A 24020-nucleotide genomic window follows, 5' to 3' on the forward strand; every position below is an offset into this window, starting at 1 on the left:
CCCCCGCACAGGAGGACGTCATGACGCAACACTTCGATGCGATCGTCATCGGCACCGGCCAGGCCGGCCCGCCGCTCGCCGCGCGGCTCGCCGGCGCCGGCATGAAAGTCGCGATCGTCGAGCGCGGCCGCTTCGGCGGCACCTGCGTGAACACCGGCTGCATCCCCACCAAGACGCTGATCGCGAGCGCGTACGCCGCGCAGCTCGCGCGGCGCGCCGGCGAATACGGCGTGTCGGTCGGCGGCCCCGTCACCGTCGACATGAAAGCCGTGAAGGCGCGCAAGGACCAGATCTCGGGCCGCTCGAATCACGGCGTCGAGCAATGGGTGCGCGGCCTCGACAACACGACGGTATTTCAGGGTCATGCCCGCTTCGAGCGCGCGAACGCGGTGCGCGTGGGCGATGACGTGCTCGAAGCCGAACGCATCTTCATCAACGTCGGCGGACGTGCGCAGGTGCCCGCGATGCCGGGCCTCGACTCGGTGCCGTACCTGACCAACTCGACGATGATGGACGTCGACTTCCTGCCCGACCATCTCGTGATCGTCGGCGGCAGCTACGTCGGGCTCGAATTCGGCCAGATGTACCGCCGCTTCGGCTCGAAGGTCACGATCGTCGAGAAAGGTGCGCGCCTGATCCGCCGCGAGGACGAAGACGTGTCGCAGGCCGTGCGCGAGATCCTCGAGAAGGAAGGGATCGACGTGCAACTCGACGCGAACTGCCTGAGCGCGCGCCGCGACGGCGACGGCATCGTGGTCGGCCTCGACTGCGCGGGCGGCGGCCGCGAGGTCGCGGGCTCGCACCTGCTGCTCGCGGTCGGGCGCGTGCCGAACACCGACGATCTCGGGCTCGACCGCGCGGGCATCGACACCGATGCGCGCGGCTACATCACCGTCGACGAGCAGTTGCGCACGAACGTGCCCGGCATCTGGGCGCTCGGCGACTGCAACGGGCGCGGCGCGTTCACGCACACCGCATACAACGACTACGAGATCGTCGCGGCGAACCTGCTCGACGACGATCCGCGCAAGGTGTCCGACCGCGTCATGGCCTATGCGATGTACATCGACCCGCCGCTCGGCCGCGTCGGCATGACGCTCGCGGAAGCGAAGCAGACGGGCCGCCGGCTGCTGGTCGGCACGCGCCCGATGACGCGCGTCGGCCGGGCGGTCGAGAAAGGCGAGAGCCAGGGCTTCATGAAGGTGATCGTCGACGCGGACAGCCACGCGATCCTCGGCGCGTCGATCCTCGGCGTGACCGGCGACGAGGTCGTGCACGGGATGCTCGACGTGATGGCCGCCGGCGCGCCGTACACGACGATCAGCCGCGCGATGCATATCCACCCGACCGTGTCGGAACTCGTGCCGACGCTGCTGCAAGACCTGCATCCGGTCGAATGACGCACGGCACGCGGGCGGCCGCGACGTGGAGGGGTGTTCGTCACGGCCCGAGCCGCCCGCGGCGAGCGGCGCGCGCCGCTCGTCAGCCTTCGAAATACCGCGGCCGGTCGATATCGGCCAGCAACTTCGGTTGCGTCGGCGCCCAGTCGAGCGATGCCCGCGTGCGCTCGCTGGTTGCGGGCGCATCCATCCCCGCAAATCTCGCGAACCAGCCGAAGTGCTCGCCGGCTTCCGCCGCCGACTTCGCGACGACCGGCACGTTCAGCCGCCGCCCGATCACCTCGGCGATCTCGCGAAACGGCACGCCCGTATCGTCGACCGCGTGATAGCGCGCGCCGGCCGCGCCGCGCTCGATCGCGAGCCGGTACACGCGCGCCGCGTCGAGCCGGTGCACGGCCGGCCAGCGGTTCGTACCGTCGCCGATGTATGCCGCCACCCCTTTCTCCCTCGCGAACGCAATCAGGCGCGGCACGAACGCGTGATCGCCGTCGCCGTGCACGGACGGCGGCAGGCGCACGACCGACGCATGCACGCCGCGCGCTTCGAGCGCGACCGCCGTCGCTTCGGACGCACGCGGATAATTCGCCGACACCGGCACGTGCGGATCGTCCTCCGTCGCCGCGCGGCCGGGCGCGACGAGCGCAAGGCCCGACGTGACGATCAGCGGCCGCGACGAGCCGACGAGCGCCGCACCGATCGTCTCGATCGCGCGGCGGTCGAGCTCGCAGTTCTGCGCGAAGCGCGAGAAGTCGTGATTGAATCCCGTGTGGATCACGGCGTCGGCGGCTTCGGCGCCGCGCGTCAGGCTGTCGAGATCCTCCAGCGACCCGCGATGGACATCGGCGCCGGCCGCGGCAACCGCTGCCGCGGCCGCGTCGGACCGCGCGAGCCCGAGCACCGAGTGCCCGGCGGCCACAAGCTCGGCGACGACGGCCGAGCCGACGAATCCCGATGCTCCCGTAACAAAGACACGCATGTTCAGCACCTCCGGATGAAATGGAGGCTTACTATCTGCCGATGGCCGCTCGCGGTGAAGTCGTGACGGTTTACTGGTAAACGAACTAACAGGATATGGCTGACGCCCCCGACAACCTGCTCGGCGCGTACCTGCGGGACCGCCGCGAGAAACTCGACCCGGCCGCGCTCGGGCTGCCGGCCACGCGCCGCCGCACGCCGGGCCTGCGGCGCGAGGAAGTCGCGCAGCGCGCGCACGTGAGCGTCGCGTGGTACACGTGGCTCGAACAGGGGCGCGGCGGCGCGCCGTCGACCGACGTGCTCGACCGGCTCGCCCGCGCGCTGATGCTCAACGAGGCCGAACGCGAGCACCTGTTCCTGATCGGCCTCGGCCACCCACCCGAGGTGCGTTATCACGCGCAGGCCGGCGTGACGCCGCGCCTGCAGCACGTGCTCGATTCGCTCGACGCGAGCCCCGCGATCATCCGCACCGCGACGTGGGACGTCGCCGCGTGGAACGACGCGGCGGCCGCGACGCTCACCGACTATGCGACGCTGCCGCCGGCCGCGCGCAACATCCTGCGGCTGATCTTCGTCGACGCGGGCGTGCGCCATGCACAGCCGGACTGGGAGCGCATCGCGCGATTCGCGGTCGGCGGGTTTCGTGCGGACATCGCGCGCAGCGGAGCGACGCAGGCCGTGCAGGCGTTCGTCGACGAGATGCGCGCGACCAGCGCCGAATTCGACGCGATGTGGCGCGACCACGATATCCGTACGCACGAAGAAGCCACGAAGGAGATCCGCCACCCTCGAGCCGGCCGGATCGCGCTCGAACATTCGACGTTCTCGGTTACCGGCCGCCCGGACCTGAGCCTCGTGATCTTCACGCCGGCGACGCCGGCCGACCGCGCGCGGATCAGGGAACTCGTCGCGGCCCGCGAACAGGCCCGCGCGGCGCAGGCGCCGGCTGCGTAAGCGCATGAATCAGGACGATACGTATCTGCGGATCGCGAAGAGGTCCCGCTCGTTCATTACCTACGACTGACGAACGCGAGCGAAAAACGCAAAGGGGCGTCGCGCACGAATGCGCGACGCCCCTTATTCATTCACGGAAAAGCGCCGGCTACGCGGCGCGCTGCAGCAGGTCCGTGGCGAAAGACCTCGCATGCGCGACGGCTTCCTGCGCGTCGCCGAATACACCGAGCTGATCCCAGTGCTCTTCGGCCGCATACGTTCCCTTCACGGCGAGCGCCCGCTGGACGCTCAGCTGCGCCGCGTATCGGCCGTCGTCCAGCGGCCGGGCCGTCGCGACGACCTTGTGCGGCGGACTGGCCCGTTCCGGCTGAACCAGCTCGACCGGGCCGCTGAGCGTACCGATATTCATCAACTCGTTTCGGGTGTTGCAGTCCGGGCAGTAGAAGCACCAGCCCGCGCCCTCCTGATGGTGCCTGACCTGCCCGCGAGCCAGCACGGCACGACACTCAACGTTTTCGCAGATGAACGGCATCGCAGTCTCCGGAGTTGTTTGACGGAAATCCTAGCATGTCCGACGGCGGTCAACCATCGGCATCCGCATGATTGCCGTGCCGGCGGTTTCGGTTGGTTACGGAGGCCCGGCCGGGCGAGCGTCGCCGCCTTTCGCTGCGCTGCAAAATCGGCACTTTTTTCCCGGATCGGGCAGCCGCATCCGCGGCCACGCGCCGGATCATGCCCCATGCATTCTCGGAGAATCGTGCAAGAAATGCGGACTTGCGGCATAACGGCCGCGCCCGCTTCCGCGCGATGCTGTCGGTTCTTCATCTCTCACCGAGGAACGGACATGACTCGCCATGACATCGAACAGAAAGTGATCCTGATCACCGGCGCGAGCAGCGGCATCGGCGAGGCGACCGCCCGCTATCTGGGCGAGCGCGGCGCGCGCCTGATGCTCGGCGCGCGTCGCACCGAACGCCTCGCCGCGCTCGCCGACGACATTCGCGCCGACGGCGGCACCGCGGCCTGGCGCGCGCTCGACGTCACCCGGCGCGACGACAGCGTCGCCTTCGTCGAAGCCGCGCTCGCCGAGTACGGGCGCATCGACGTCATCGTCAACAACGCGGGCGTGATGCCGCTGTCGCCGATGGCGTCGCTGAAAGTCGACGAGTGGGACCGCATGGTCGACGTCAACATCAAGGGCGTGCTGTACGGCATCGCGGCCGCGCTGCCGGTGATGAATCGGCAGGGTTTCGGCCAGATCGTCAACGTGTCGTCGATCGGCGGATTGCGCGTGTCGCCGACGGCCGCCGTCTATTGCGCGACGAAGTACGCGGTGCGCGCGATCTCCGACGGCTTGCGGCAGGAGAACGACAAGCTGCGCGTCACGAGCATCTGCCCGGGCGTCGTCACGTCCGAGCTGGCCGACACGATTACCGACCCGCTCGCGGCCGAAGCGATGACGCGGTACCGCAGCATCGCGCTCGAACCGGAAGCGATCGCGGCAGCCATTGCGTACGCAATCGCGCAGCCTGCCGATGTCGACGTGAACGAGATCGTCGTGCGTCCGACCGCGACGGTCGCGGGTTAGCCGGCGGCGGTGCGTGTGCTCGAGGCCGCCCGCGATAAACTGACGGCCCGACACCGAACCGAGAGAAGCTCCATGTTGATCCGCGTTGCGACCCTGGCCGACGCCGTCCCGCTTGCCGAATTGAAGCGCGATACGTTTCGCGAAACCTTTCTGCAGGACGGATTCGGCATCGACTACCCGCCGGACGATCTGGCCGAGTACGAAGCTCGCACTTACTCGGTGGCAGCGATCACGGAGCAACTCGGCGACCCGCAATGCCGCACGTGGGTCGCGCAAGGCGACGACGGCACGCTGGTCGGGTATGCGCATGCAGGGCCGTGCAAGCTTCCGCACCCGGACGTGGCGGACGGCGCGGGGGAGATCCATCAGATCTATCTTCGACGCGGCACGCAGGGAACCGGCGCCGGGCGGGCGCTGTTCGACGCCGCGCTCGCGTATCTCGCCGCGACGCGTCCCGGCCCGGTATGGCTGGGCGTGTGGTCGGGCAATGCGAAGGCCATCGCGTTCTACGAGAAGGCAGGCTTCAAGCGTGTCGGTACGTACGATTTCAAGGTCGGCGAGTCGACCGATCTGGAGTTCATCTACCGCCGCTGATCATCGCTTTCCGTCGGCATCGCGTCGGCGCGGCGCAAACGAATACAGTTGATTGATGACGGCGTAAACGTCGCTTTTCCCTCGTTTCGAGTCAAACGACACAATGCGAGGGTTCCCGGTAAAATTCGCCATTCCGGGGTTATCGATCAATTGCTTCGTCATGCATCGAATTGGATTCTTCGTTTGCCGCGGCTACGACGCGCTCGATCTGGGCGGCCCGTTGTCGGCCTTCAATCAGGTGGCGACGGCCGCCGGCCATACGCCCTACGACCTTCACGTCATCTCGCCCTCCGGCGGCCCGATTCCCGGCAATACCGGCCTTTCGATCGACACGAAGCCGATCGGACGGCGTGCGTTCGACACCATCGTGTTCGTCGGCGGCGATATCGCCCCGATGCAGACAGCGGAAAATATCGCCGCGGCCAGCAAGCTGGCCGCCAGGGCGTCGCGCGTGGCAAGCGTGTGCACGGGCGCATTTCTGCTCGCGGAAACCGGCTCGCTGGATGGCCTGAGAGCGGCGACGCACTGGCGCTACGCGGCGCAATTGCAGTCGCGCTTCCCGCGCACGCGGGTCGACGGCGACAGTATTTATATCGTCGATGGCCACGTCTGGACGTCGGCGGGCATCGCGTCCGGCATCGACCTCGCGCTCGGCATGATCGAACGCGACATGAGCGCGGAGATTGCGCGCGAGGTCTCGCGGCTGCTGGTCGTTCCGTATCGGCGGCCCGGCGGGCAGTCGCAATTTTCCGCGATGTCGCAGATGGAGCCGGAATCGGATCGCATCCGCATCGCGCTGAATTTCGCCCGCGAACATCTGGCCGAAGCGTTGCCGGTCGAACGGCTCGCCGATGCGGCGAGCTTGAGCGTGCGACAGTTCGGGCGCGCCTTTCGCCGGGAAACCGGCGAAACACCCGCGCGGGCGGTCGAGCGTTTACGCGTCGAAGCCGCGAGGCTGCGCCTGCAGGGCGGCAGCGAGCCGATCGAACAGATTGCGCTGGCGGTGGGATTCACCGATCCGGAGCGGATGCGCCGGGCCTTCATCAAGCTGCTCGGACACCCGCCGCAAGCGATTCGACGCGAGAGCAGATCGAACGCGGCGCGCTGATCGACGGCCTGCCGATCAGCGCGCTGCGTGGGCCACTTCCCGCTAACAGGCTATCGGCGCGCGCGTATGCAACGCGCCCTGTCGCCGGACGCCGATGACGGTCAATCCTTGACGGACGGGTAAGCGTTCCACATGTCGCGATGCAGCTTCCACGTGCCGCCCTGCTTCAGGAAGACAAGCGTCTGCTTCGCGCGGACCTTGAGTTTTCCGTCACCGTCGCGAACCTCCGCATCCGATACCTCCGTCACGACCCGGTCATTACCGTAGAACTCGTAATTGCTGAACGATACGGTGCCGGGTTTCGATCCCGCATACCCGTTGGTGAAGTACTCGGTGATCGCACGGCGCCCGGTGACCTTGTCGCCTCCCGGCGGCAGGAGCGTGCCGTCGTCGGTATAGAGGCGGCCGATCGCGTCGTAGTCCCCTCGCGCAAAGGCATCGGCCCAGCGCGCGTTTTCGGCCTTGATCGCCGCTTCGGGCGGGCGTTGCGCACCGCCGGCGACAGCCGGCGCCGTGAATGCAAAAAAGGACACGCACGCGGCAAGCGCAGCAGTACAAAGATGAATCTGTCGCATCGAATGATTTCCGAATCAGGGTTTGAATTGAAGAGGCGGCGACCCTGCACGCGTCGCCGGCAAGCGTGTCAGCGGACGCCGGGAACGCGGGCGAGCCCCTTCGATGCGCCGGGCAGCTTCTTGTCGACCATCGCGACGAGTTCGGGCCGCGCATCTCTCGGATGACCGGAGTGGAACGGCGGATCGGGATCGTATTCGACGACGAGCTGCGTGTATTCGGCCGCCTGTTGGCCGCGCAGTTTCGCCGCCACGCGCAGCGCGAAGTCGATGCCCGCCGTCACGCCGCCGCCGCTCATGAAGCGGCCGTCGTCGTCTTCGACGAAGCGATCGGGAACGGGAATCGCGCCATACTCGGCCAGTTTGTTGACGAATGCCCAATGACACGCGCTGCGCTTGCCGTCGAGCACGCCGGTCGCGGCGAGCACGAGCGAGCCGTTGCACACCGACGTCACGTGTTTCGCGCTTTCCGCCAGCCGCCGGATCTGCGCCTGATACGCCGGACGCATCGGCGCCGACAAATCGGACCCGCCCGGCACGAGAATCACGTCGGTCTTGTCGATATCGGCCAGCCGTTCGGTCTTGCCGTACACGACGCCGAATTCGAGCGTCACGTTGCCGCCGTCGAGGCTCGCATAGCGAACGTGCGTATTCGGCAGCCGGTGGAAAATCTCGCTGGGGCCCGCGAAGTCGAGCAGCGTGCCGCCGTCGTAATTGACGATCAGGATGTCGAGCGGCTCGTTCGGCGCAAGCAGCCCCGCGCTGCCCGTCTGCGCAAGCGCCGGCGCGGCGTGCCCGAACAACGCGCCGCCGCCCAGCACGGCGCCGAGGGTGGCTGCGCTGCCGAACTTCAGGACATCGCGGCGCGAGCGGCCTGCCCGCGTGAGTTGCCTCGCAGAGGCACGGTTATCGCTACTGTCGGTCAAGATGATTGCTCCTTGCACTTCGGCCCATGGGCGAGCGCGACCACGCCGGGCCGGATCGAATAACCGCCACCGCGAACGGCGTGGCGGACGTGAAATCGGATGGGGACGAGCCGCGGCGACGTGCCGGGCTCGCGAAGCGTGAAGCGCAGGCTCAAAGCTGCGACGCGCCGCCATCGACGACCAGCTCGGTGCCGACGACGAAGGCGGATTCGTCGCTGGCGAGATAGAGCGCCGCGTACGCGATGTCGTCGGCGTGGCCCATGCGGCCCACCGGAATCGCTCCGGCGAATTCGGCCTTGCGCTCGCGCACCCATTCGTCGGGCTTGCCCCACCTGGAGAGCAGCGGCGTATCGATCGCGCCGGGCGCGATCGCGTTGAAGCGGATTTTCCGGTCGAGAAATTCGTACGACCAGCTGCGGGCCAGCGATCGCACGGCAGCCTTCGCCGCCGCGGTCAACGAGATGCCGTGCTTGCCGGTCTGCGCGACGAACGAGGTATTGAGGATCACCGACGAACCTTCTCGCAAGTACGGCAGCGCCGCTTGAAGCGTGACCACCACGCCCTTGACGTTGATGTCCATGATGTCGTCGTAGAGCGTGTCGTCGATGTCGTTGACGGCGGACGGGAAAGCCCAGCCCGCGTTGGCGAACACGACGTCCAGGCCGCCGAACGTCTCGTCGACCTCGGCGGCAATCGCGCGCATGTCGTCGAGCGAGCGTACGTCGCCCTTGAGCACGATCGCATGCTCGCCGAGCTCCGCCTTCACGCGCTCGAATACGGCCTCGTCGCGCCCCGTCACCGCGACGCGCGCGCCTTCTGCAACGAACCGCTTCGCGGTGGCCAGGCCGATGCCGCTGGTGCCGCCCGTGATCAACGCCGATTTGTTCCTGAGTCGCATCTTCCGTTCCTTTTCATGTCGTGAGTGACCCGGCCGGAGACGCGACGCGCGATGGCGTTTGCGGACGTGTTTCGGCTTGATCGTTGATGTGAAGTATGGAACGGGAGGCAGATGGCGCAAAGGTCGTATAACCCTCGAAAAACGTCATTCGAGGCGCGCAGGCGGTGCCGCTGAAAAAACAAAAGCGCGCAGGTCCGCTGGACCGTGCGCGCTTTGCTCTGACGTGGATGGCTTTCGCAACCACGCCGATGAAACGGCAACACCCTACGCGGCTATCCGGTTTTCCCTGATAGCCCGTGCATCGGCCGTCGCAGCGCAGCGTCGAACGGATTCGTGCGCGGGCCGATCGCATCGGCCTGACGCCGCAGCAGTTCGACGACCATCGGCATCCGGTCGTCGCCGAGCCGCGACGCGAGCGTGCCGACGCTCAGCGCGCCGACCGGATATCCGGTGCGATCGAGGATCGGCACCGCGACGCCGGCCATCCCGTCGAGCACGCCGCTGTTGCGGCCCGCGTAGCCGAGTTGCCGCACGCGTTCGATCTCGGTGCGCAGATACACCTCGTCGAGCACGCCGTAGCCGCGGATGCGCGGCACGTTGAAGCGGATCACTTCCTCGCGTTCGGCTTCCGGCAGGAACGCGAGGATCGCGAGGCTGCCCTGCCCGACGCCGAGCGCGATGCGCCCGCCGATGTCGCCGGTAAACGAGCGGATCGGGAACGGCCCTTCGCACAGGTCGAGACATACCGCGTCGAAGCCGCTCTTCACGAGCAGGAAGATGGTTTCGCCGAGGCTCGCGCACAGGCGCAGCAGCGCGGGCCGGCACAGCGTGCGCATGCTGCTCGGGTTGCCGGCCAGCGCGGCAAGCGCGAAGAAGTCGACGCTCAGCCGGTACAGCTTCGACTGCTCGTCCTGTTCGACCATCCCTTCGGCGATCAGCGATTGCAGGATCCGGTGCGCGGTGCCCTGCGTGAGGCCGACGGCCTTCGCGAGATGCGTGACGCGCACGCCGTCCTGCTGCATGCCGGCCAGCGCGCGCAGGATCGCGAACGCACGCTGCAGCATGCCGGTGCCGGGCGCGCCGGCCGCATCGGCCGAATCAGCCGGGACAGCGTCCTCGTCCGGGTGCGGCATGCGCGCAGCCGGCGACGTTCCGGGCGAATGGGGTTCCTGCATGCCGGCTCTCCTCGACCATTTCATTGAACGGAATACGGTAGCCGCCATTGTCGTCCGGCCGAAAATCCGCGGGCATCCGGGTGTGCACGGGATTGACGCGCGCATTTCGCGGGTTGGCCGCCCCTCATCCAGCGGAACGATTCGCACACGATTTATCCATTCGTTCCGTTCAATGGAATTTTTCGGAAATTCATCCCGTTCAGCAGAATTCGAAATTGACGCTCCGAAATATGGCTGGCTAGAGTCCGCGTCATCGGCGCACCGGCCAGGCGGTGTGCGAACCCGGAGCTCCCCATGTCGTTTCTCACGCTTACGGATCTGACGAAAACCTTCGGCGAGCTCACCGCCGTCGCGGACGTCAACCTGTCGGTCGAACAAGGCGAATTCGTGTCGCTGCTCGGGCCGTCCGGTTGCGGCAAGACCACCACGCTGCAGATGATCGCCGGCTTCGTCGACGTCACGCGCGGCCGCATCGCGCTCGACGGGCAGGACATCACGCACCTGAAGCCGAACCGCCGCGGGCTCGGCATCGTGTTCCAGAGCTATGCACTGTTTCCGCACATGAGCGTCGCCGAGAACGTCGGCTTCGGCCTCGACATGCGCGGCGTCGACAAGGCCGAGCGCGTCGAACGCATCCGCGCGGCGCTGGCGCTCGTGCGGCTCGATGCGCTCGCGCACCGCTTTCCGCGCGAACTGTCGGGCGGCCAGCGGCAGCGCGTCGCGATCGCGCGCGCGGTCGTGATCGAGCCGCCGGTGCTGCTGCTCGACGAACCGATGTCGAACCTCGACGCGAAACTGCGCGAGGAGATGCAGTTCGAACTGCGCGCGATCCAGCGCAAGATCGGCACGACGACGATCATGGTCACGCACGATCAATCGGAAGCGCTGTCGATCAGCGACCGCGTGGTCGTGATGGAGGCCGGCCGCATCACGCAGACCGATACGCCGTACCGCGCGTACGAACGCCCGGAGAATCATTTCGTGTCGCAGTTCATCGGCAAGGCGAACCTGCTGCCCGGCACGATCGTCGCGCACGACGGCGACGCGATCCGCATCGACCTCGGGCACGATCTCGCCGAGACGGGCCGCACCGCGCACCTGCCGGCACGCGAGCGCGACATGCGCATCGGCGATGCGGTGTCGGTCTGCATCCGGCCCGAAAAGCTGCGGCTCTGCGCGCCCGATGCCGGCCGCTTCGCCGCGACCGTCACGAGCCGCTTCTTCCTCGGCAGCCAGTGGCTGTACCGCGTCGACAGCGCGCTCGGCGAAGTGCTCGTGTGCTGCCAGAACGAAGGCGCGGAACCGCTCGCGGAGGGCGCGCCAGTCGGCATCGACTGGCACAGCGACGCGGTGCGCGTGATGCGCCGGGAGGCCTGAATGGGACAGCCTTCCCGCCCGCTCTCGAGCGACGGCGCACCGGCCGGGCTCGCGCCATCGGGCGCGACCGCTACCGCCGATGCAATGTCGCCCCGCGCCGTCGGCGGCAACGCGCTGCGTGCGAGCTGGCGCGCCCACGCGCCGTTGTGGCTGATGTGCGCACCCGCCTTCGCGCTGTTCGCCGCGCTCGTGCTCGTGCCGCTCGCGATGACGTTCGTGCTGACGTTCTACCGCTTCGACCCGGCCACCGGCCCGATCGCCGCTTTCCAGTTCGGCAACTACGCGGAAGTGCTCGGCTCGTCGTACTTCCACACGATCTTCGCGCGCACGTTCGGCATCGCCGCGCTGACCACCGCGATCTGCGTCGCGATCGGCACGCCCGAAGCGTACGTGCTGTCGAAGATGCGCGACCCGTGGCGTTCGCTGTTCCTGCTCGCGATCCTCGCGCCGCTGCTGGTGTCGGTGGTCGTGCGCGCGTTCGGCTGGAGCATGCTGCTGAACACGAGCGGCCTCGTGAACCAGGCGCTCGGGCTCGTCGGGCTCGGGCCGTACAAGCTCGAATACACGACGTTCGCGATCGTGATCGCGCTGGTGCACGTGATGCTGCCGTTCATGGTGATTCCCGTGTGGACGGCATTGCAGCGGCTCGACCCGCAGACCGAACATGCAGCGCTGTCGCTCGGCGCGTCGCCGTTCACGACGCTGCGCCGCATCGTCGTGCCGCAACTGATGCCGGGCGTGCTGTCGGGCAGCCTGATGGTGTTCGGGCTGTCGGCGAGCGCGTTCGCGATTCCGGGCCTGCTCGGCGGGCGCCGGCTGAAGGTCGCGGCCACGGCCGTCTACGACGAATTCCTCGGCTCGCTGAACTGGCCGCTCGGCGCGACGATCGCGGTGCTGCTGCTCGCCGCGAACCTCGTCGTGATGCTCACCTACTACCGCGTGCTCGAACGCCGCTACGCGCGCAGCCTCGGAGGCGCATCGCGATGAGAAAGAACGGCCCCTTCGCCCTCGCGTTCCACACGCTCGTGATCCTGTTCGTGCTCGCGCCGCTCGCGATCGTCGTGCTCGTCGCGTTCACGCCCGACGAGACGCTGACGCTGCCGACCCGCGGCGTGTCGCTGCGCTGGTTCCGCGCGATCCTCGACTATCCGGACTTCGTCACCGCGTTCCTCAACAGCGTGAAGCTCGCGTTCGCGTCGGCCACGCTGTCGCTCGCGATCGCGTTGCCGGCCGGCCTCGCGATCGGCCGCGCGACGTTTCCGGGCCGCGCATTCCTGAACGGGCTGCTGCTGTCGCCGCTCGTGATTCCCGGCCTCGTGCTCGGCATCGCGCTGCTGCGCTTCTTCGCGCTGATCGGCGCGACCGGCTCGTTCGCGTGGCTCGTGCTCGCGCACATGATCGTCATCACGCCGTTCGTGATGCGGCTCGTGCTCGCGTCCGTCGCCGGCCTCGACCGCAGCATCGAGCAGGCCGCGTGCTCGCTCGGCGCCGATCCGTGGACGACCTTCCGCCGCATCACGCTGCCGATGATCGTGCCCGGCATCACCGGCGGCTGGCTGCTCGCGTTCATCAACAGCTTCGACGAGCTGACGATGTCGATCTTCGTCACGTCGCCGCAGACGGTCACGCTGCCCGTGCGCATGTACATGTACGCGACCGAATCGATCGACCCGATGATGGCGTCGGTGTCGGCGCTCGTCATCTTCATCACCGCCGGCGCGATGCTGCTGCTCGATCGCGTGTACGGCCTGAACCGCATCCTGATCGGCCAACATTGATGACGACTCCCGTTTCCCGTTCCACCGACGTCGCGGACGACGGCGCGCAGTTCGTGCGCGTCGCCGAACGCGAGCGCGCCGCCGTCGCGTTCACGCTCGATGGCCACCCCGCGCAGGCGCTTGCCGGCGACACCGTGCTCACCGCGATCCTCGTTGCGCAGCGTCGCGTGCGCGTCAGCGAATTCAGCAGCCAGCCGCGCGCGGGTTTCTGCCTGATCGGCGCCTGCCAGGACTGCTGGGTGCGCACCGAAGCCGGTGCACGCGTGCGCGCATGCTCGACGCCGATCGCCGAAGGCATGCGGATTCTCACGATCACCCGGCCGGCCGCGACCGGAGACGCATCGTGAGCGCCGTACTGCAACCGGTGATCGTCGGCGCGGGGCCGGCCGGCGTGCGCGCGGCCGAGGCGCTCGTCGACGCGGGGCTGCGCCCGGTCGTGATCGACGAGAACGCGCGCTGGGGCGGGCAGATCTATCGTCAGCCGCCGGCCGACGCCGCGTTCGTGCGCGGCAAGCGCGCGCTGTACGGTTTCGAGGCCGCGAAGGCCGACGCCGTGCACCGGACGATGGCCGCGTTGCTGCCGCACGTCGACTACCGGCCGGACACGCTTGCGTGGTCATGCGGCGCGGGCCGCGTCGACACGCTGCAGGACGGCCGCGAAGTGACCGTGCCGTACTCGCACCTGATCGTCGCGAGCGGCGCGACCGACCGCATGCTGCCCGTGCCGGGCTGGACGCTCGCGGGCGTCTACACGCTCGGCGGCGCGCAGGTCGCGCTGAAGGCGCAGGGCTGCGCGATCGGCCGGCGCATCGTGTTCGCGGGCACGGGGCCGCTGCTGTACCTCGTCGCTTACCAGTATGCGAAGGCCGGCGCGCACGTCGCGGCCGTGCTCGACACGAGCCCGCTGCGCCGCCAGGCCGCTGCCGCGCCCGCGCTGCTGCGCATCCCGTCGATCTTCGCGAAAGGGCTCTACTACAACGGCTGGCTGCGCGCGCATGGCGTGCCGATCGAAACGGGCGTCACGCTCGAGCGCGTGCTCGGCGACCGGCAGGTGACGGGGCTCGCATGGCGCGCCGCCGGCGACGAGGCACAGCCCGCGCCGCCGCGCGTGCTCGATTGCGATGCGCTCGGCCTCGGCTTCGGCCTGCGTTCCGAAACGCAGCTTGCCGATCTCGCCGGCTGCCGGTTCGGTTTCGACCCGCTCAACCGCGCGTGGCTGCCCGAACGCGACGCGGGCGGGCGCACGTCGGTGCGCGGCTTCTACGTCGCCGGCGACGGCGCGGGCATCGCGGGCGCCGACGCGGCCGAAGCCTCGGGCCGGCGTGCGGCGCTCGCGCTGCTCGACGATGCCGGCATCGCATCGCGCTCGCCGTCCGGCAAACCCGACACGGCGGCGCTCGACCGCACGCTCGCGCGCATCGGCGCATTCCGCGCGGGCCTCGAAGCGGCGTTCGCGCCGCCGGCCGAGCTGGCCGCGCGCTGCCCCGACGACACGATCGTGTGCCGCTGCGAGGAGATCGACGCGGGCACGCTGCGCCGCTGCGTGCGCGAAGGCGCGGCGACCGAACTGAACCGGCTGAAGGCGCTGACGCGCGTCGGCATGGGCCGCTGCCAGGGCCGCATGTGCGGCGACGCGGCCGCGCTCGTGCTGGCCGCCGAAACCGGCCGCCCGCTCGCCGACGTCGGCCGGTTGCGTGCGCAACCACCGGTGAAACCGTTCCCGATCTCGGCCGCGCTCGCGGGCGACGACGTCGCGGCGATTCCCGACGAGGCGCGCGATGAGTGAGAGCCGGCACTACGACGTCGCGATCGTCGGCGGCGGCCTCGTCGGCGCGTCGGCGGCGCTCGCGCTCACGCGCCGCGGACTGCGCACCGGGCTGTTCGAACGGCGCGACTGCGGTGCGCAGGCGAGTGGCGTGAACTACGGCGGCGTGCGCTGCCAGGGCCGCCCGGCCGAGCAATTGCCGCTCGCGCTGCGGGCGCGGCGCATCTGGGATCGCCTGTCCGAACTGATCGGCATCGACGGAGAATTCGTCGTGTCCGGCCACCTGCGGCTCGCGCGCAGCGACGCCGATCTCGACGCGCTCGACGCGTACGCCGCGCTCGCGGGCGAACACGGCTTGCCGCTGCAGGTGATGCGCGGCGATGCGTTCCGCCGCCGCTACCCGTGGCTCGGCCGCGCGGCGCTCGGCGGCTCGCTGTGCGGGACCGACGGCCATGCGAACCCGCGCATCGTGTCGCCCGCGTTCGCGCGCGCGGCCCGCGAGGCCGGCGCGGACGTGTTCGAACACACCGCCGTCGATGAGGTTCATCACGACGGCACGCGTTTTCACTTGCCGGCGGGCGGCCGCGCGCACACCGCGACGTGGCTGATCAATTCGGCCGGCGCATGGGCGAACACGATCGCCGAACGCTTCGGCGAAGCCGTCCCGATGGAGCCGATCTACCCGAACATGTGGGTGACCGAGCCGCTGCCGCCATTCATCACGCACAACCTCGGCGTGTACGGCGGCGGCGTGTACGCGCGGCAGGTCGCGCGCGGCAACTGCGTGATCGGCGGCGGGCGCGGCCGCGGCGACGGCGAATTCGGTCAGCCGTCGGTCGACACGACACGCGCGGTGATGCGCGATGCGTGTGCGCTGTTGCCCGCGCTGCGCGACGCGCTGCTGATCCGCACGTGGAGCGGCGTCGAAGGCTGCACGCCCGACCACAACCCGATCATCGGCGCGAGCCGTACCACGCCGAACCTGCTGCATGCGTTCGGTTTTTCCGGCGGCGGTTTCCTGCTCGCGCCGGGCGTCGGCGACGTGCTCGCCGATCTCGTCACGACCGGCGAAACCGCCACGCCACTCGATGCATTCTCGATCGGCCGCTTCTTCCCCCAAGCCGCGCCGACCGCCCCTTTCCGTCAAGAGGAGACCCACAAGTGAAACTGCTCGGAACGATCGCGGCGGCCGCCGCCCTCTGCATCGCAGGCGTCGGCACGCCCGCGTTCGCGCAAACGAAGACGATCTACGTCGGCATGAACGGCGGGCCGATGGAAAAGGCCTATACGAGCCAGGTGCTGCCCGACTTCGAGAAGGCCAACAACGTCAAGGTGGTGATCGTGCCCGGCACGTCGTCGGACGTGCTCGCGAAGCTGCTCGCGAACCGCAACAAGCCGCAGATCCACGTCGCGTTCCTCGACGACGGCGTGATGGCGCGCGCGGTGAGCCTCGGCGTGTGCCAGAAGCTCGACGATTCGCCGGTGCTGAAGGAGCTGTACCCGTTCGCGCGGATGAAGGACGACGTCGGCGCGGGCGTGCAGCTCGGGATGACCGGCATCGCGTACAACAAGAAGCTGTTCGCCGAGAAAGGCTGGGCGCCGCCGACCTCGTGGATGGATTTCGCCGATCCGAAATACAAGGGCAAGGTCGTGTTCCAGTCGGCGTCGAGCAGCACGTTCGGGCTGCACGGCTTCCTCGCGATCAACCGGCTGCTCGGCGGCAACGAGCAGAACGTCGAGCCCGGCTTCGGCAAGTGGGCGAGCACGGTCGGGCCGAACGTCGTCGAGTACATCCCGAACTCGGCGAAGATCTCCGAGATGGTGCAGACCGGCGAGGCCGGCCTGTTCCCGCTCACGCCGACCGGCGTCGGCGACCTTCAGGACAAGGGCATCCCCGTCGCGTATGCGAACCCGAAGGAAGGCCCGGTGCTGCTGCTCGTCGACCTGTGCGTGGTCGCGAACAATCCCGATCCGCAACTCGCGCAGAAGCTCGCGCAGTTCCTGCTGTCCGCGCCCGCGCAGACGAAGGCGGCCGAGGCCGGCAAGCAGATTCCGACCAACCGCCTCGCGAAGATGCCGGCCCCGATGCAGCAGAGCCTCGGCAACGTCGACGATCTGGTGCGCAAGGTAACGGTCGTCGACTGGACCGCGATCAACGCGCGCCGCGCGCAGTGGGATACGCGGTGGAACCGGCAGATCGAACGGTAAGCGCACGCGGCGCGCGGTTGCGTCACCGCAGCTTCTCCGCGACCGCGCGCGCCACCGCGCTCAGCGCATCGCCGCGCTCGAGCGCCGCGCGCGGCCGGGTCGCCTCGCCTTGCGCAGCGAGCGCGCGCGGCGCGAAATCCGGCGACGACGAGAACTTCACGATCGTCAGCGCGGCTTTCGGATCGACGAGGATCGCCTGGCCGAAGCGCCCCGCCGCCGCGAAGGAGCCGTCGCCGTCGTTGGTCTGGTACCAGTAGTCGCGATACGCATAGCCGTCCTTGCCGGGCACCACGTTGCCCTTTGCGAACAGCGCCGCGTTGTGCGCCGGCGCCAATGCCGCGCGAATCGTCGCGGCCGGCAGCGTGCCGGGCGCGCCGCCGAGCCCGGCGCGCACACGTTCCGCGAAGCGCGCGGCATCGCGCAGCGTCGTATACAGCCCGCCGCTCGCCATCGCCATGGCATTGCGGTCCACCGCGACGTACGCGTCGTCTTCCGCGAAATCGCGCCACAGCCACTGTTCGACGAGCGCGCTCCACGACCGCCCCGTCGCGCGCTGCATCGCCCACGCAACCGCTTCCGGCGACCCGTTCTGATAGAACCATGCGCTGCCCGGCGCCGCGTCCGGCACGGGCCGCACGGTCAGCAGGAAATCGACGATGCTCGTCGGCGCGCCTTCGCGGTGCGGCACGAGCCCGACCGCGCCGAACAGCCCGAGATCGGGCGGGACACCCGGCGCGTACGCGGTGGGCACTTCCATGTCGAGGTTCTGCTGCAGCGTCGCGCTGCCGAACGGCGTGTCAGCCAGTTCCGGCACCGTGCGCGACAGCGGCGCACCCGCATCGAGCACGCCGGACTCGATCATCCGTGCGGCGAGCAGGCCCGTCACCGATTTCGTCATCGACGCCCACGCGTGCTGCTGGTCCGGCCGGAAGCCGTCGAAGTAGCGCTCGTAGACGACCCGGCCGCGCTGCAGCACGATGAAACCGTCGGTATGAGTCGCGCGCAGGTACGCGTCGAGCGTCAGCGTCTCGCCGCCGATCGTCACGGGCAGCGCGTCGAGACCGGGCGCCGGCTGCGCGGGCAGCGGCATCGGCACGGCCGCGTGCCGGATGCCGGCCGTCGGCGCGAGCAGCCGCGTGTTGCTCAATGCCCAGCGCAGGCGTGCGGGCGTGAACGCGTTCGCGTTGTTGACGATCCGGTCGGCCGGCGGCGGGAAGCCCTGCATCATGGCCGCAGGCGCGGCGCCGTCGGTTGCCGCGGCGACAGTGGCCGCGAGCGCGAGCCCGCCGGCCAGCGCGACGGTGCCGGCCAGCCGGCGGCCTCGCCGGGCAGGGGTAGAGCGTCGATGAATTCGCATCGAATCATGCCTCGTAGTGGAAAGAGAAATCGGACGATGCGCAGGACATCACGGCTGCTGGCCATCGATGCGCAACTGGTTCGATACCGACGTCACGCCGTCGACGCTCCGCGCGACCGTCGCCGCGAGATTCACCTGGGTCGTATCGGTGACCGAGCCGGCGAGCGTCACGCTGCCGTCGCGCACGCGCACGAGGATGCGCGTCGCGTTCAGGTTTTTCGCACGCGCCAGCGCGGTGCTGACGCGTCGCTTCAGCTTGCGGTCGGCCGCCTTGCGTTGCGCGGGCGACCCGCCGGCCGAGGCTGACGCTTGCGCCGATTCGTGCGCGACCGCGGCCGCCGACGACGACGATGACGATGACGATGAAACCGCCGCGCTCGCGGCATCGGGTTGCGCGTGGGCGGTGAGGGTCCAGCACGCTGCCGTCAGCAGCCGCGCGGCCCATCTGGATGAAGTACGCATGATCGGATCACGCTCCTTGAAATCGTTGAACGGAACACCTTAAAACTGGGTCATCAGCCCGATCGACACGCCGGTCGTCGCGCTCGCGCCGCGTCGCAGGTTCAGCGCCGCGATGGTCGCCGGGTCGCGCATGTACGCACCCGTCATCCCGTTGCGGTCGACTTCGACATACAGCTCGGTGCGCTTCGACAGGAAGTACTCGGCGATCGCGTAGGTCGTCAGCTTGTGGCCGTCCGCGCCCCGCACGTTGTTGAGATTGCGCGCGCGGTCGTAGAACGCGGCCGCGCTCAACTGCACCGACGGCAGCGGCTGCACGACGACGCCGAACGAAGGGATATCGTCGCGTCGCGACGGCGCGCCGGCCTTGTTCGCGCGCACGTTCAGCGACGCATAGCTCAGGTAGAAACGCGCGCGGCCGAGCTGCAGCGTGCCGCCCGCCTGGATCGTCTGCGCGGACTGCGAGCCGTCGGGGCTGTACGTCTTGGCGTACGACACGCCGCCCATCAGGTCCGAGTACGTGTACATCGCGGCCGTCGAATAGCTGGCGCCCGCATGCGAGCTGCCGGCGACGCCGCCCGGCGAATAGTTCGCGCCGAAGCGCAACCCGCCCACCTGCCCGAGATACTTGATCGTGTTGTTGAAACGCGAGTCGAGCGTGAAGAAGTTGCCGTCGAACTGCACGCCCGGCTCGACCGCGAGCGACTGCCCGCGCCCACCGAGCGGATCGAGCGCGATGCCGAGATCCTCCGCGACGTTGAACTGGCGGCCGAGCGTCAAGCGGCCGAAATCGCCGGCGAGGCCGACATACGCGGCCTGCGAAAACAGCGTGCCCGAGGTCTTCAGCGCGCCGGTGCCGCTGTTGAATGCGCCGTCGAGCACGAACAACGCCCTCAGCCCGCCGCCGAGATCTTCCCGGCCGCGAATGCCGAACTCGTTGCCCGCGATGATGTTGTTGTTGAAGCCGACCTGGCTGCCGCCCGGCAGCCCGTTGACCCAACGCACGCCGCCGCCGATCCGGCCGAACAACGTCACGCTCGACTGCGCATGCGCGCTTGCGCATAGCGCGCCGACCAGCGTCGCCGCGATCATCTTCTTCATGTCTCCTCCTGCCGCGTCGTCGCGCGGCGTTTCGTGGTGCAACTACCGTCGAAAAGCGCCGCCGCCCGGCAAGCGGGCCGCACGCCGAAAACGATGTGATGCGCTGTGCGGCACTAGCGGCCGCACACGCCGACCGGCGGCGCGGCGCGCGCCGGTTCGCCCGCGAGACGCCGCAGCGAGCGCTGCGGATCGAGGCACCACGCGCCCAGCACGCCGCATGCGATCAGCACGACGCCGCACACGAGGCTCGCCTGCTCGAAGCCATGTGCGACCGACGCGCCGGCACCCTCGATCAGCATCCCCGTGACGACCGGCGCGCCCAGGCCCGCGAGCGACGCGAAGCCGTTGCTGAGCGCGAGCACGCCACCGCGCTGCGCGTCCGGCGTCACTTCGGCGAGCATCGCGGGGCCGATCGAGTACATCGTCAGCGTCAGGCCGCTGCCGAGCGTCAGCAGCACGAGCTTCGCCGCGCGGGGCACGTCCGGCAGCGGCAGCATGGCCAGCATCGCGCCGGCGAGCGCCAGCGTGACCGCGATGAAGGTGCCGCGGCCGTGCCGCGACGGCATGCCGCGCGCAAGCAGGGTTTGCGACAGCCACGCGAGCGCGAGGCTGAGCGGCGACGTGATCGCGACGAACAGCGCGAACATGCGGCCGGCCTCGTGCGGCCCGAAGCCGAGCCCGAGCTGCAGGTAGGTCGGCATCCACGTGAGCGTCATCGCGAGAATCCAGTTCGCCGCGAAATGGCCGAGGAAGTTGCCGAGCACCGTGCGGTCGGTCAGCAGCCGCCCGTACGGCACGCGCTCGCCGCCCGCGGCGCGCGGCGCACGCGACAGCGTGCCCTCCTCGCCGAGCACCGCCCACGCGATGCACCACACGACCCCGAGCAGCGCGAGCACCGCGAAGTTCGCGCGCCAGCCCCAGTGCGTCGTGATGACCGGAATCGACAGCCCCGCGATCAGCAGGCCGAGCGCGCTGCCCTGGTGCAGCAGCGCGACGGGCAGGTTGCGCCGCGTATCGGGAAACCATTTGTAGATCGCGTGCGTCGCGACCGGCGACGCGGGCCCTTCGCCGATGCCGAGCAGCACGCGGCACGCGATGACGACCCAGATCGAGCCGGCCACCAGCATCGGCAGTTGCAGCAGCGCCCACGCGGCCGCCATCGCGAACAGCAGCCATTTCGCGGGCCAGCGGTTCGCGGCGATGCCGCCCGCGACCGCCGCGACCGCGAACAGCCAGTTGAGACTGCCGCCGATCAGGCCAAACTGCGTCGGGCTCAGATGCAGGTCGCGCATCATCGGCACCGACACGAGGCCGAGCGCGACCTTGTCGAGAAAATTCACCAGCATCATCAGCGCGAGCATCGTCGCGATCGACCACGCCCGTCCCGGGCGGTACTGCGCACCATTCGTCATGGCTGTCTCCAGTTTCGTTATCGTCGGCGGCAGGCGGCGTCGCGCTATCCGCCGCCGTGTTCGCCCGGCGCCGGTACGCGGTCGTCGCCGTCCGGCAAACCGAGCGAGAATTTCACGGGGAAGCGCACCGCGAGCGTGCGGTCGGCCGCCGCCTCACGCACGACGCCACGGGCCCGCACGTGCGGATCGTCGAACACCTCGCCGGCATCGGGCACGCGCGACACCGGCAACCCGAGGCCGCCGAGCACGCGCATCCACTCGTCCTGCGTGCGCGTCGCGAAGAGCGCGCGCAACAGCGCACCGAGCGCGTGCCGATGCTGCTGGCGGCCCGCGCGCTGCGCGTAGCGCGGTTCGCGCAGCGCCGGATACGCGTCGCCGAGCGCATCGGCGAACACGGCCCAGAACTTGTCCTCGAACGTCGCGAGCACGATGTGCCGCGCATCGGCGGTTTCGAACAGGTCGTTGTCGGGCATCACCCAGCGCGCGGTGTCGGGCGTATCGCGGCCGGTGCGCAACGCCCACGCGGCCGGCGCGGTCCACGCGAAGATCGCGTCGTGGATCGACACGTCGAGATGCTGGCCGACGCCGTTCGCCCGCGCGCTCATCACCGCGACGGCCAGCGCGAGCGCCGCATGCAGCGCGGCCGCATGATCGGCGAGCCGCACGCGCGGCCGCGCGACGGTGTCGTGCAGTTGCGCGGGCACCGACCAGTAGCCGGCATCGGCAAGAAAATTCAGGTCGTGGCCAGGGCGGTTCGCATACGGGCCGTCCTGCCCGTAGCCGGTGATCGAGCACAGCACGATGCGCGGGTTCGCACGGGCGAGCGTCGCGTAATCGAGCCCGAGCCGCGCCATCACGCCGGGCCGGTTGCCTTCGACCACCGCATCGGCATCGCGCACGAGTTCGAGAAAGCGCGCGCGGCCGTCAAGCGTCTTCAGGTCGAGCACGAGCGAGCGCTTGCCGCGGTTGAACTGCGCGAACGTGTCGGCGCCGACCTGCCGCAACGCGTCGCCGCCCGGCGGCTCGACCTTGATCACGTCGGCGCCGAGCTGGCGCAGCAGCGCGCACGCATGCGGGCCGGGCAGCAACTGGCCGGCATCGACGATCCGCACGCCGCGCAGGCACGACCACGCGGGCGCGTGGTCGTCGCCCGCCGGCCACGCGTCGTGCGCGCCGCGGGCCGTCATGCGTCGCGCCCCGCGCCGGCCGGCTCGAGGATCGCCTTCGCGATCGTGTTGCGCTGGATCTCGCTCGTGCCGGTCAGGACCCGGAACATCCGCAGCTTGCGGAACGTCTGCTCGACCGGATGGCCGCGCGTCACGCCGACGTTGCCGTGGATCTGCACGGCCTTGTCCGCGACCTCGAAGCAGCGCTCCGACACGAACAGCTTGCAGGCGGACGACATCATCCGCAGGTCCGCGCCCGCATCCGCGAGCGCGGCGGTGTGCGCGATCATGCTCTCGCAGGCCCACAGCTCGGTGGCCATGTCGGCAAGCATGTGCTGGATCGCCTGGAAACGCGCGATCGGGCCGCCGAACTGCTGACGCGTGCGTGCGTAGTCGAGCGCCGCCCGGTACGCGGACATCGCGAGGCCGAGCATCGTCGGGCAGTGCAGCAGCCGGTTCACGCTGATGCGCGACATGCCGAGCTTGAATCCGTTACCGATGCCGCCGAACACGTTCTCGCGCGGCACGCGCACGTCGGTGAAACAAATGTCCGCATCGATGTACTGGCCGGACATCGGCACGTACTCGTGATCGATGCGCACGCCCGGCAGGTCGAGATCGACGAGCACGGCCGTGATCTGCGGCGGCGTCGCGGTCGCATCGGTCACGCACATCACGATCGCGAAATCCGCGAACGGCGCGCCGCTGATGTAGTGCTTGGTGCCGTTGATGACGAGCGCATCGCCATCCTCGACCGCCGTCGTGCGGATGCTCATCGCGTCCGAGCCCGAGTGCGGTTCGGTCAGCGCGAAACACGTCGATTTCTCGCCACGCATCACCGGCTTGAAATAGCGCTCGAGCTGCGCGGGCGTCGCGTACTTCAGCATGTTGCCGATGCGCGGCGGCCCGCCGAGTTCGCCGAGTACGTGCGGCGCGAGCGCCGCGCCGCTCGCGGCCAGGTCGGCCTTCAGCGCGCACACCTCGGCGATCGACAGCCCCTGTCCGCCGATCTCGACCGGCAGGCTCGCGGTATAGAAGCCGAGCGCGGCCGAGCGGCGCCACACGCGGCGCAGCACGTCGCGCGGCCACACGTCTTCCGAGTCGAGCTGAAGCTCGCGCTCGATCGGGCGCAGCTCGTCGTCGACGAAGCGCAGCACGGCCGCGCGCAGCGCGACGAATTCGGGGCGTTGCAGATGATCGAACATGG

The 24020-nt window shown here is 69.3% G+C and carries 24 protein-coding genes; 12 read left to right on the top strand and 12 right to left on the bottom strand.

Annotation, left to right across the window (positions count from 1 at the left end; all coding sequences use genetic code 11):
- Positions 1 to 20: 20 nt before the first annotated feature.
- Entirely contained in the window at positions 21 to 1400 is a 1380-nt protein-coding gene (locus tag HWX14_RS18010) for an FAD-containing oxidoreductase (protein ID WP_175883793.1), read from the top strand.
- Positions 1401 to 1482: 82 nt separating this feature from the next.
- On the opposite strand, the gene HWX14_RS18015 is transcribed toward HWX14_RS18010, so the two are convergent.
- Positions 1483 to 2376, bottom strand: coding sequence for an SDR family oxidoreductase (locus tag HWX14_RS18015; protein WP_175883794.1), 894 nt, complete (start codon positions 2374 to 2376; stop codon positions 1483 to 1485).
- A 95-nt stretch (positions 2377 to 2471) separates the two neighbouring features.
- Here HWX14_RS18015 and HWX14_RS18020 point away from each other — a divergent pair, with 95 nt between their 5' ends.
- Positions 2472 to 3329 (top strand): helix-turn-helix transcriptional regulator, encoded by an 858-nt coding sequence (locus tag HWX14_RS18020; protein ID WP_175883795.1) that lies wholly within the window; start codon positions 2472 to 2474, stop codon positions 3327 to 3329.
- Between the two features lie 148 nt (positions 3330 to 3477).
- Here the strand turns inward: HWX14_RS18020 and HWX14_RS18025 are convergent, their stop codons facing one another.
- The gene (locus HWX14_RS18025; RefSeq protein WP_175883796.1) at positions 3478 to 3861 is read right to left on the bottom strand and encodes a hypothetical protein; all 384 of its coding nucleotides are present in this window, start codon (positions 3859 to 3861) and stop codon (positions 3478 to 3480) included.
- Between the two features lie 312 nt (positions 3862 to 4173).
- On the opposite strand from HWX14_RS18025, the gene HWX14_RS18030 reads away from it, so the two are divergent.
- The 3 genes from HWX14_RS18030 (at position 4174) to HWX14_RS18040 (ending at position 6619) form a co-directional block, all read left to right on the top strand.
- Positions 4174 to 4917: an SDR family oxidoreductase gene (locus HWX14_RS18030; RefSeq protein ID WP_175883797.1), complete on the top strand. Its 744-nt coding sequence runs from the start codon at positions 4174 to 4176 to the stop codon at positions 4915 to 4917.
- Between the two features lie 72 nt (positions 4918 to 4989).
- Positions 4990 to 5511 (top strand): GNAT family N-acetyltransferase, encoded by a 522-nt coding sequence (locus HWX14_RS18035; protein ID WP_175883798.1) that lies wholly within the window; start codon positions 4990 to 4992, stop codon positions 5509 to 5511.
- A gap of 160 nt (positions 5512 to 5671) precedes the next feature.
- On the top strand, positions 5672 to 6619 hold the full coding sequence (locus tag HWX14_RS18040; protein ID WP_175884614.1) for a helix-turn-helix domain-containing protein: 948 nt from the start codon (positions 5672 to 5674) through the stop codon (positions 6617 to 6619).
- Between the two features lie 101 nt (positions 6620 to 6720).
- Here HWX14_RS18040 and HWX14_RS18045 read toward each other — a convergent pair whose 3' ends face one another.
- From HWX14_RS18045 to HWX14_RS18060, 4 genes are all read right to left on the bottom strand, one after another.
- On the bottom strand, positions 6721 to 7194 hold the full coding sequence (locus tag HWX14_RS18045) for a nuclear transport factor 2 family protein (protein ID WP_175883799.1): 474 nt from the start codon (positions 7192 to 7194) through the stop codon (positions 6721 to 6723).
- Positions 7195 to 7262: 68 nt separating this feature from the next.
- On the bottom strand, positions 7263 to 8117 hold the full coding sequence (locus tag HWX14_RS18050; RefSeq protein ID WP_175883800.1) for a DJ-1/PfpI family protein: 855 nt from the start codon (positions 8115 to 8117) through the stop codon (positions 7263 to 7265).
- A gap of 151 nt (positions 8118 to 8268) precedes the next feature.
- Positions 8269 to 9015, bottom strand: coding sequence for an SDR family oxidoreductase (locus HWX14_RS18055; RefSeq protein WP_175883801.1), 747 nt, complete (start codon positions 9013 to 9015; stop codon positions 8269 to 8271).
- 272 nt (positions 9016 to 9287) lie between these two features.
- Positions 9288 to 10190, bottom strand: coding sequence for an IclR family transcriptional regulator (locus HWX14_RS18060; protein WP_175883802.1), 903 nt, complete (start codon positions 10188 to 10190; stop codon positions 9288 to 9290).
- 294 nt (positions 10191 to 10484) lie between these two features.
- Here HWX14_RS18060 and HWX14_RS18065 point away from each other — a divergent pair, with 294 nt between their 5' ends.
- From HWX14_RS18065 to HWX14_RS18095, 7 genes are read left to right on the top strand one after another with little or no spacing between them, the layout of a single operon-like run.
- Positions 10485 to 11567, top strand: a complete 1083-nt coding sequence (locus HWX14_RS18065; protein WP_175883803.1) for an ABC transporter ATP-binding protein — start codon at positions 10485 to 10487, stop codon at positions 11565 to 11567.
- Positions 11568 to 12554 (top strand): ABC transporter permease, encoded by a 987-nt coding sequence (locus tag HWX14_RS18070; RefSeq protein ID WP_175883804.1) that lies wholly within the window; start codon positions 11568 to 11570, stop codon positions 12552 to 12554.
- Complete coding sequence (locus tag HWX14_RS18075) at positions 12551 to 13345, top strand: ABC transporter permease (protein WP_175883805.1); 795 nt, start codon at positions 12551 to 12553, stop codon at positions 13343 to 13345. The genes HWX14_RS18070 and HWX14_RS18075 overlap by 4 nt, the downstream gene beginning before the upstream one ends.
- Positions 13345 to 13692: a (2Fe-2S)-binding protein gene (locus HWX14_RS18080; protein ID WP_175883806.1), complete on the top strand. Its 348-nt coding sequence runs from the start codon at positions 13345 to 13347 to the stop codon at positions 13690 to 13692. The genes HWX14_RS18075 and HWX14_RS18080 overlap by 1 nt, the downstream gene beginning before the upstream one ends.
- Positions 13689 to 15131, top strand: a complete 1443-nt coding sequence (locus tag HWX14_RS18085; protein ID WP_175883807.1) for an NAD(P)/FAD-dependent oxidoreductase — start codon at positions 13689 to 13691, stop codon at positions 15129 to 15131. Before HWX14_RS18080 ends, HWX14_RS18085 begins: the two co-directional genes overlap by 4 nt.
- Complete coding sequence (locus HWX14_RS18090; RefSeq protein WP_175883808.1) at positions 15124 to 16275, top strand: FAD-dependent oxidoreductase; 1152 nt, start codon at positions 15124 to 15126, stop codon at positions 16273 to 16275. Before HWX14_RS18085 ends, HWX14_RS18090 begins: the two co-directional genes overlap by 8 nt.
- A complete protein-coding gene (locus HWX14_RS18095) occupies positions 16272 to 17318 on the top strand; it encodes an ABC transporter substrate-binding protein (protein ID WP_175883809.1) in 1047 nt (348 codons plus the stop codon). The genes HWX14_RS18090 and HWX14_RS18095 overlap by 4 nt, the downstream gene beginning before the upstream one ends.
- A 22-nt stretch (positions 17319 to 17340) precedes the next feature.
- On the opposite strand, the gene HWX14_RS18100 is transcribed toward HWX14_RS18095, so the two are convergent.
- From HWX14_RS18100 to HWX14_RS18125, 6 genes are all read right to left on the bottom strand, one after another.
- Complete coding sequence (locus HWX14_RS18100) at positions 17341 to 18675, bottom strand: serine hydrolase (RefSeq protein WP_175883810.1); 1335 nt, start codon at positions 18673 to 18675, stop codon at positions 17341 to 17343.
- Between the two features lie 48 nt (positions 18676 to 18723).
- Positions 18724 to 19137 carry a BON domain-containing protein gene (locus HWX14_RS18105; protein WP_175883811.1) on the bottom strand — a complete coding sequence of 138 codons (414 nt, stop codon included), beginning with the start codon at positions 19135 to 19137 and terminating at the stop codon, positions 18724 to 18726.
- Between the two features lie 39 nt (positions 19138 to 19176).
- Positions 19177 to 20235, bottom strand: a complete 1059-nt coding sequence (locus tag HWX14_RS18110; protein WP_175883812.1) for a porin — start codon at positions 20233 to 20235, stop codon at positions 19177 to 19179.
- A 113-nt stretch (positions 20236 to 20348) separates the two neighbouring features.
- Positions 20349 to 21647 (bottom strand): MFS transporter, encoded by a 1299-nt coding sequence (locus HWX14_RS18115; protein ID WP_175883813.1) that lies wholly within the window; start codon positions 21645 to 21647, stop codon positions 20349 to 20351.
- 44 nt (positions 21648 to 21691) lie between these two features.
- Positions 21692 to 22834 (bottom strand): CoA transferase, encoded by a 1143-nt coding sequence (locus tag HWX14_RS18120; protein ID WP_175883814.1) that lies wholly within the window; start codon positions 22832 to 22834, stop codon positions 21692 to 21694.
- Positions 22831 to 24018, bottom strand: a complete 1188-nt coding sequence (locus HWX14_RS18125; protein ID WP_175883815.1) for an acyl-CoA dehydrogenase family protein — start codon at positions 24016 to 24018, stop codon at positions 22831 to 22833. The genes HWX14_RS18120 and HWX14_RS18125 overlap by 4 nt, the downstream gene beginning before the upstream one ends.
- Positions 24019 to 24020: the final 2 nt, after the last annotated feature.

The organism is Burkholderia sp. BCC0044 (assembly GCF_902832955.1).
Classification (GTDB): Bacteria; Pseudomonadota; Gammaproteobacteria; order Burkholderiales; family Burkholderiaceae; genus Burkholderia.

What these genes read in the sequence shown, in the direction of transcription:
- HWX14_RS18030 (WP_175883797.1), top strand. Translation starts at nt 4,174, where the DNA reads ATGACTCGCCATGACATCGAACAGAAAGTGATCCTGATCACCGGCGCG.
- HWX14_RS18120 (WP_175883814.1), bottom strand. Translation starts at nt 22,834, where the DNA reads ATGACGGCCCGCGGCGCGCACGACGCGTGGCCGGCGGGCGACGACCAC.
- HWX14_RS18020 (WP_175883795.1), top strand. Translation starts at nt 2,472, where the DNA reads ATGGCTGACGCCCCCGACAACCTGCTCGGCGCGTACCTGCGGGACCGC.
- HWX14_RS18010 (WP_175883793.1), top strand. Translation starts at nt 21, where the DNA reads ATGACGCAACACTTCGATGCGATCGTCATCGGCACCGGCCAGGCCGGC.
- HWX14_RS18045 (WP_175883799.1), bottom strand. Translation starts at nt 7,194, where the DNA reads ATGCGACAGATTCATCTTTGTACTGCTGCGCTTGCCGCGTGCGTGTCC.
- HWX14_RS18070 (WP_175883804.1), top strand. Translation starts at nt 11,568, where the DNA reads ATGGGACAGCCTTCCCGCCCGCTCTCGAGCGACGGCGCACCGGCCGGG.
- HWX14_RS18060 (WP_175883802.1), bottom strand. Translation starts at nt 10,190, where the DNA reads ATGCAGGAACCCCATTCGCCCGGAACGTCGCCGGCTGCGCGCATGCCG.
- HWX14_RS18110 (WP_175883812.1), bottom strand. Translation starts at nt 20,235, where the DNA reads ATGAAGAAGATGATCGCGGCGACGCTGGTCGGCGCGCTATGCGCAAGC.
- HWX14_RS18035 (WP_175883798.1), top strand. Translation starts at nt 4,990, where the DNA reads ATGTTGATCCGCGTTGCGACCCTGGCCGACGCCGTCCCGCTTGCCGAA.
- HWX14_RS18090 (WP_175883808.1), top strand. Translation starts at nt 15,124, where the DNA reads ATGAGTGAGAGCCGGCACTACGACGTCGCGATCGTCGGCGGCGGCCTC.
- HWX14_RS18105 (WP_175883811.1), bottom strand. Translation starts at nt 19,137, where the DNA reads ATGCGTACTTCATCCAGATGGGCCGCGCGGCTGCTGACGGCAGCGTGC.
- HWX14_RS18015 (WP_175883794.1), bottom strand. Translation starts at nt 2,376, where the DNA reads ATGCGTGTCTTTGTTACGGGAGCATCGGGATTCGTCGGCTCGGCCGTC.
- HWX14_RS18055 (WP_175883801.1), bottom strand. Translation starts at nt 9,015, where the DNA reads ATGCGACTCAGGAACAAATCGGCGTTGATCACGGGCGGCACCAGCGGC.
- HWX14_RS18115 (WP_175883813.1), bottom strand. Translation starts at nt 21,647, where the DNA reads ATGACGAATGGTGCGCAGTACCGCCCGGGACGGGCGTGGTCGATCGCG.
- HWX14_RS18065 (WP_175883803.1), top strand. Translation starts at nt 10,485, where the DNA reads ATGTCGTTTCTCACGCTTACGGATCTGACGAAAACCTTCGGCGAGCTC.
- HWX14_RS18080 (WP_175883806.1), top strand. Translation starts at nt 13,345, where the DNA reads ATGACGACTCCCGTTTCCCGTTCCACCGACGTCGCGGACGACGGCGCG.
- HWX14_RS18075 (WP_175883805.1), top strand. Translation starts at nt 12,551, where the DNA reads ATGAGAAAGAACGGCCCCTTCGCCCTCGCGTTCCACACGCTCGTGATC.
- HWX14_RS18125 (WP_175883815.1), bottom strand. Translation starts at nt 24,018, where the DNA reads ATGTTCGATCATCTGCAACGCCCCGAATTCGTCGCGCTGCGCGCGGCC.
- HWX14_RS18025 (WP_175883796.1), bottom strand. Translation starts at nt 3,861, where the DNA reads ATGCCGTTCATCTGCGAAAACGTTGAGTGTCGTGCCGTGCTGGCTCGC.
- HWX14_RS18040 (WP_175884614.1), top strand. Translation starts at nt 5,672, where the DNA reads ATGCATCGAATTGGATTCTTCGTTTGCCGCGGCTACGACGCGCTCGAT.
- HWX14_RS18100 (WP_175883810.1), bottom strand. Translation starts at nt 18,675, where the DNA reads ATGCGAATTCATCGACGCTCTACCCCTGCCCGGCGAGGCCGCCGGCTG.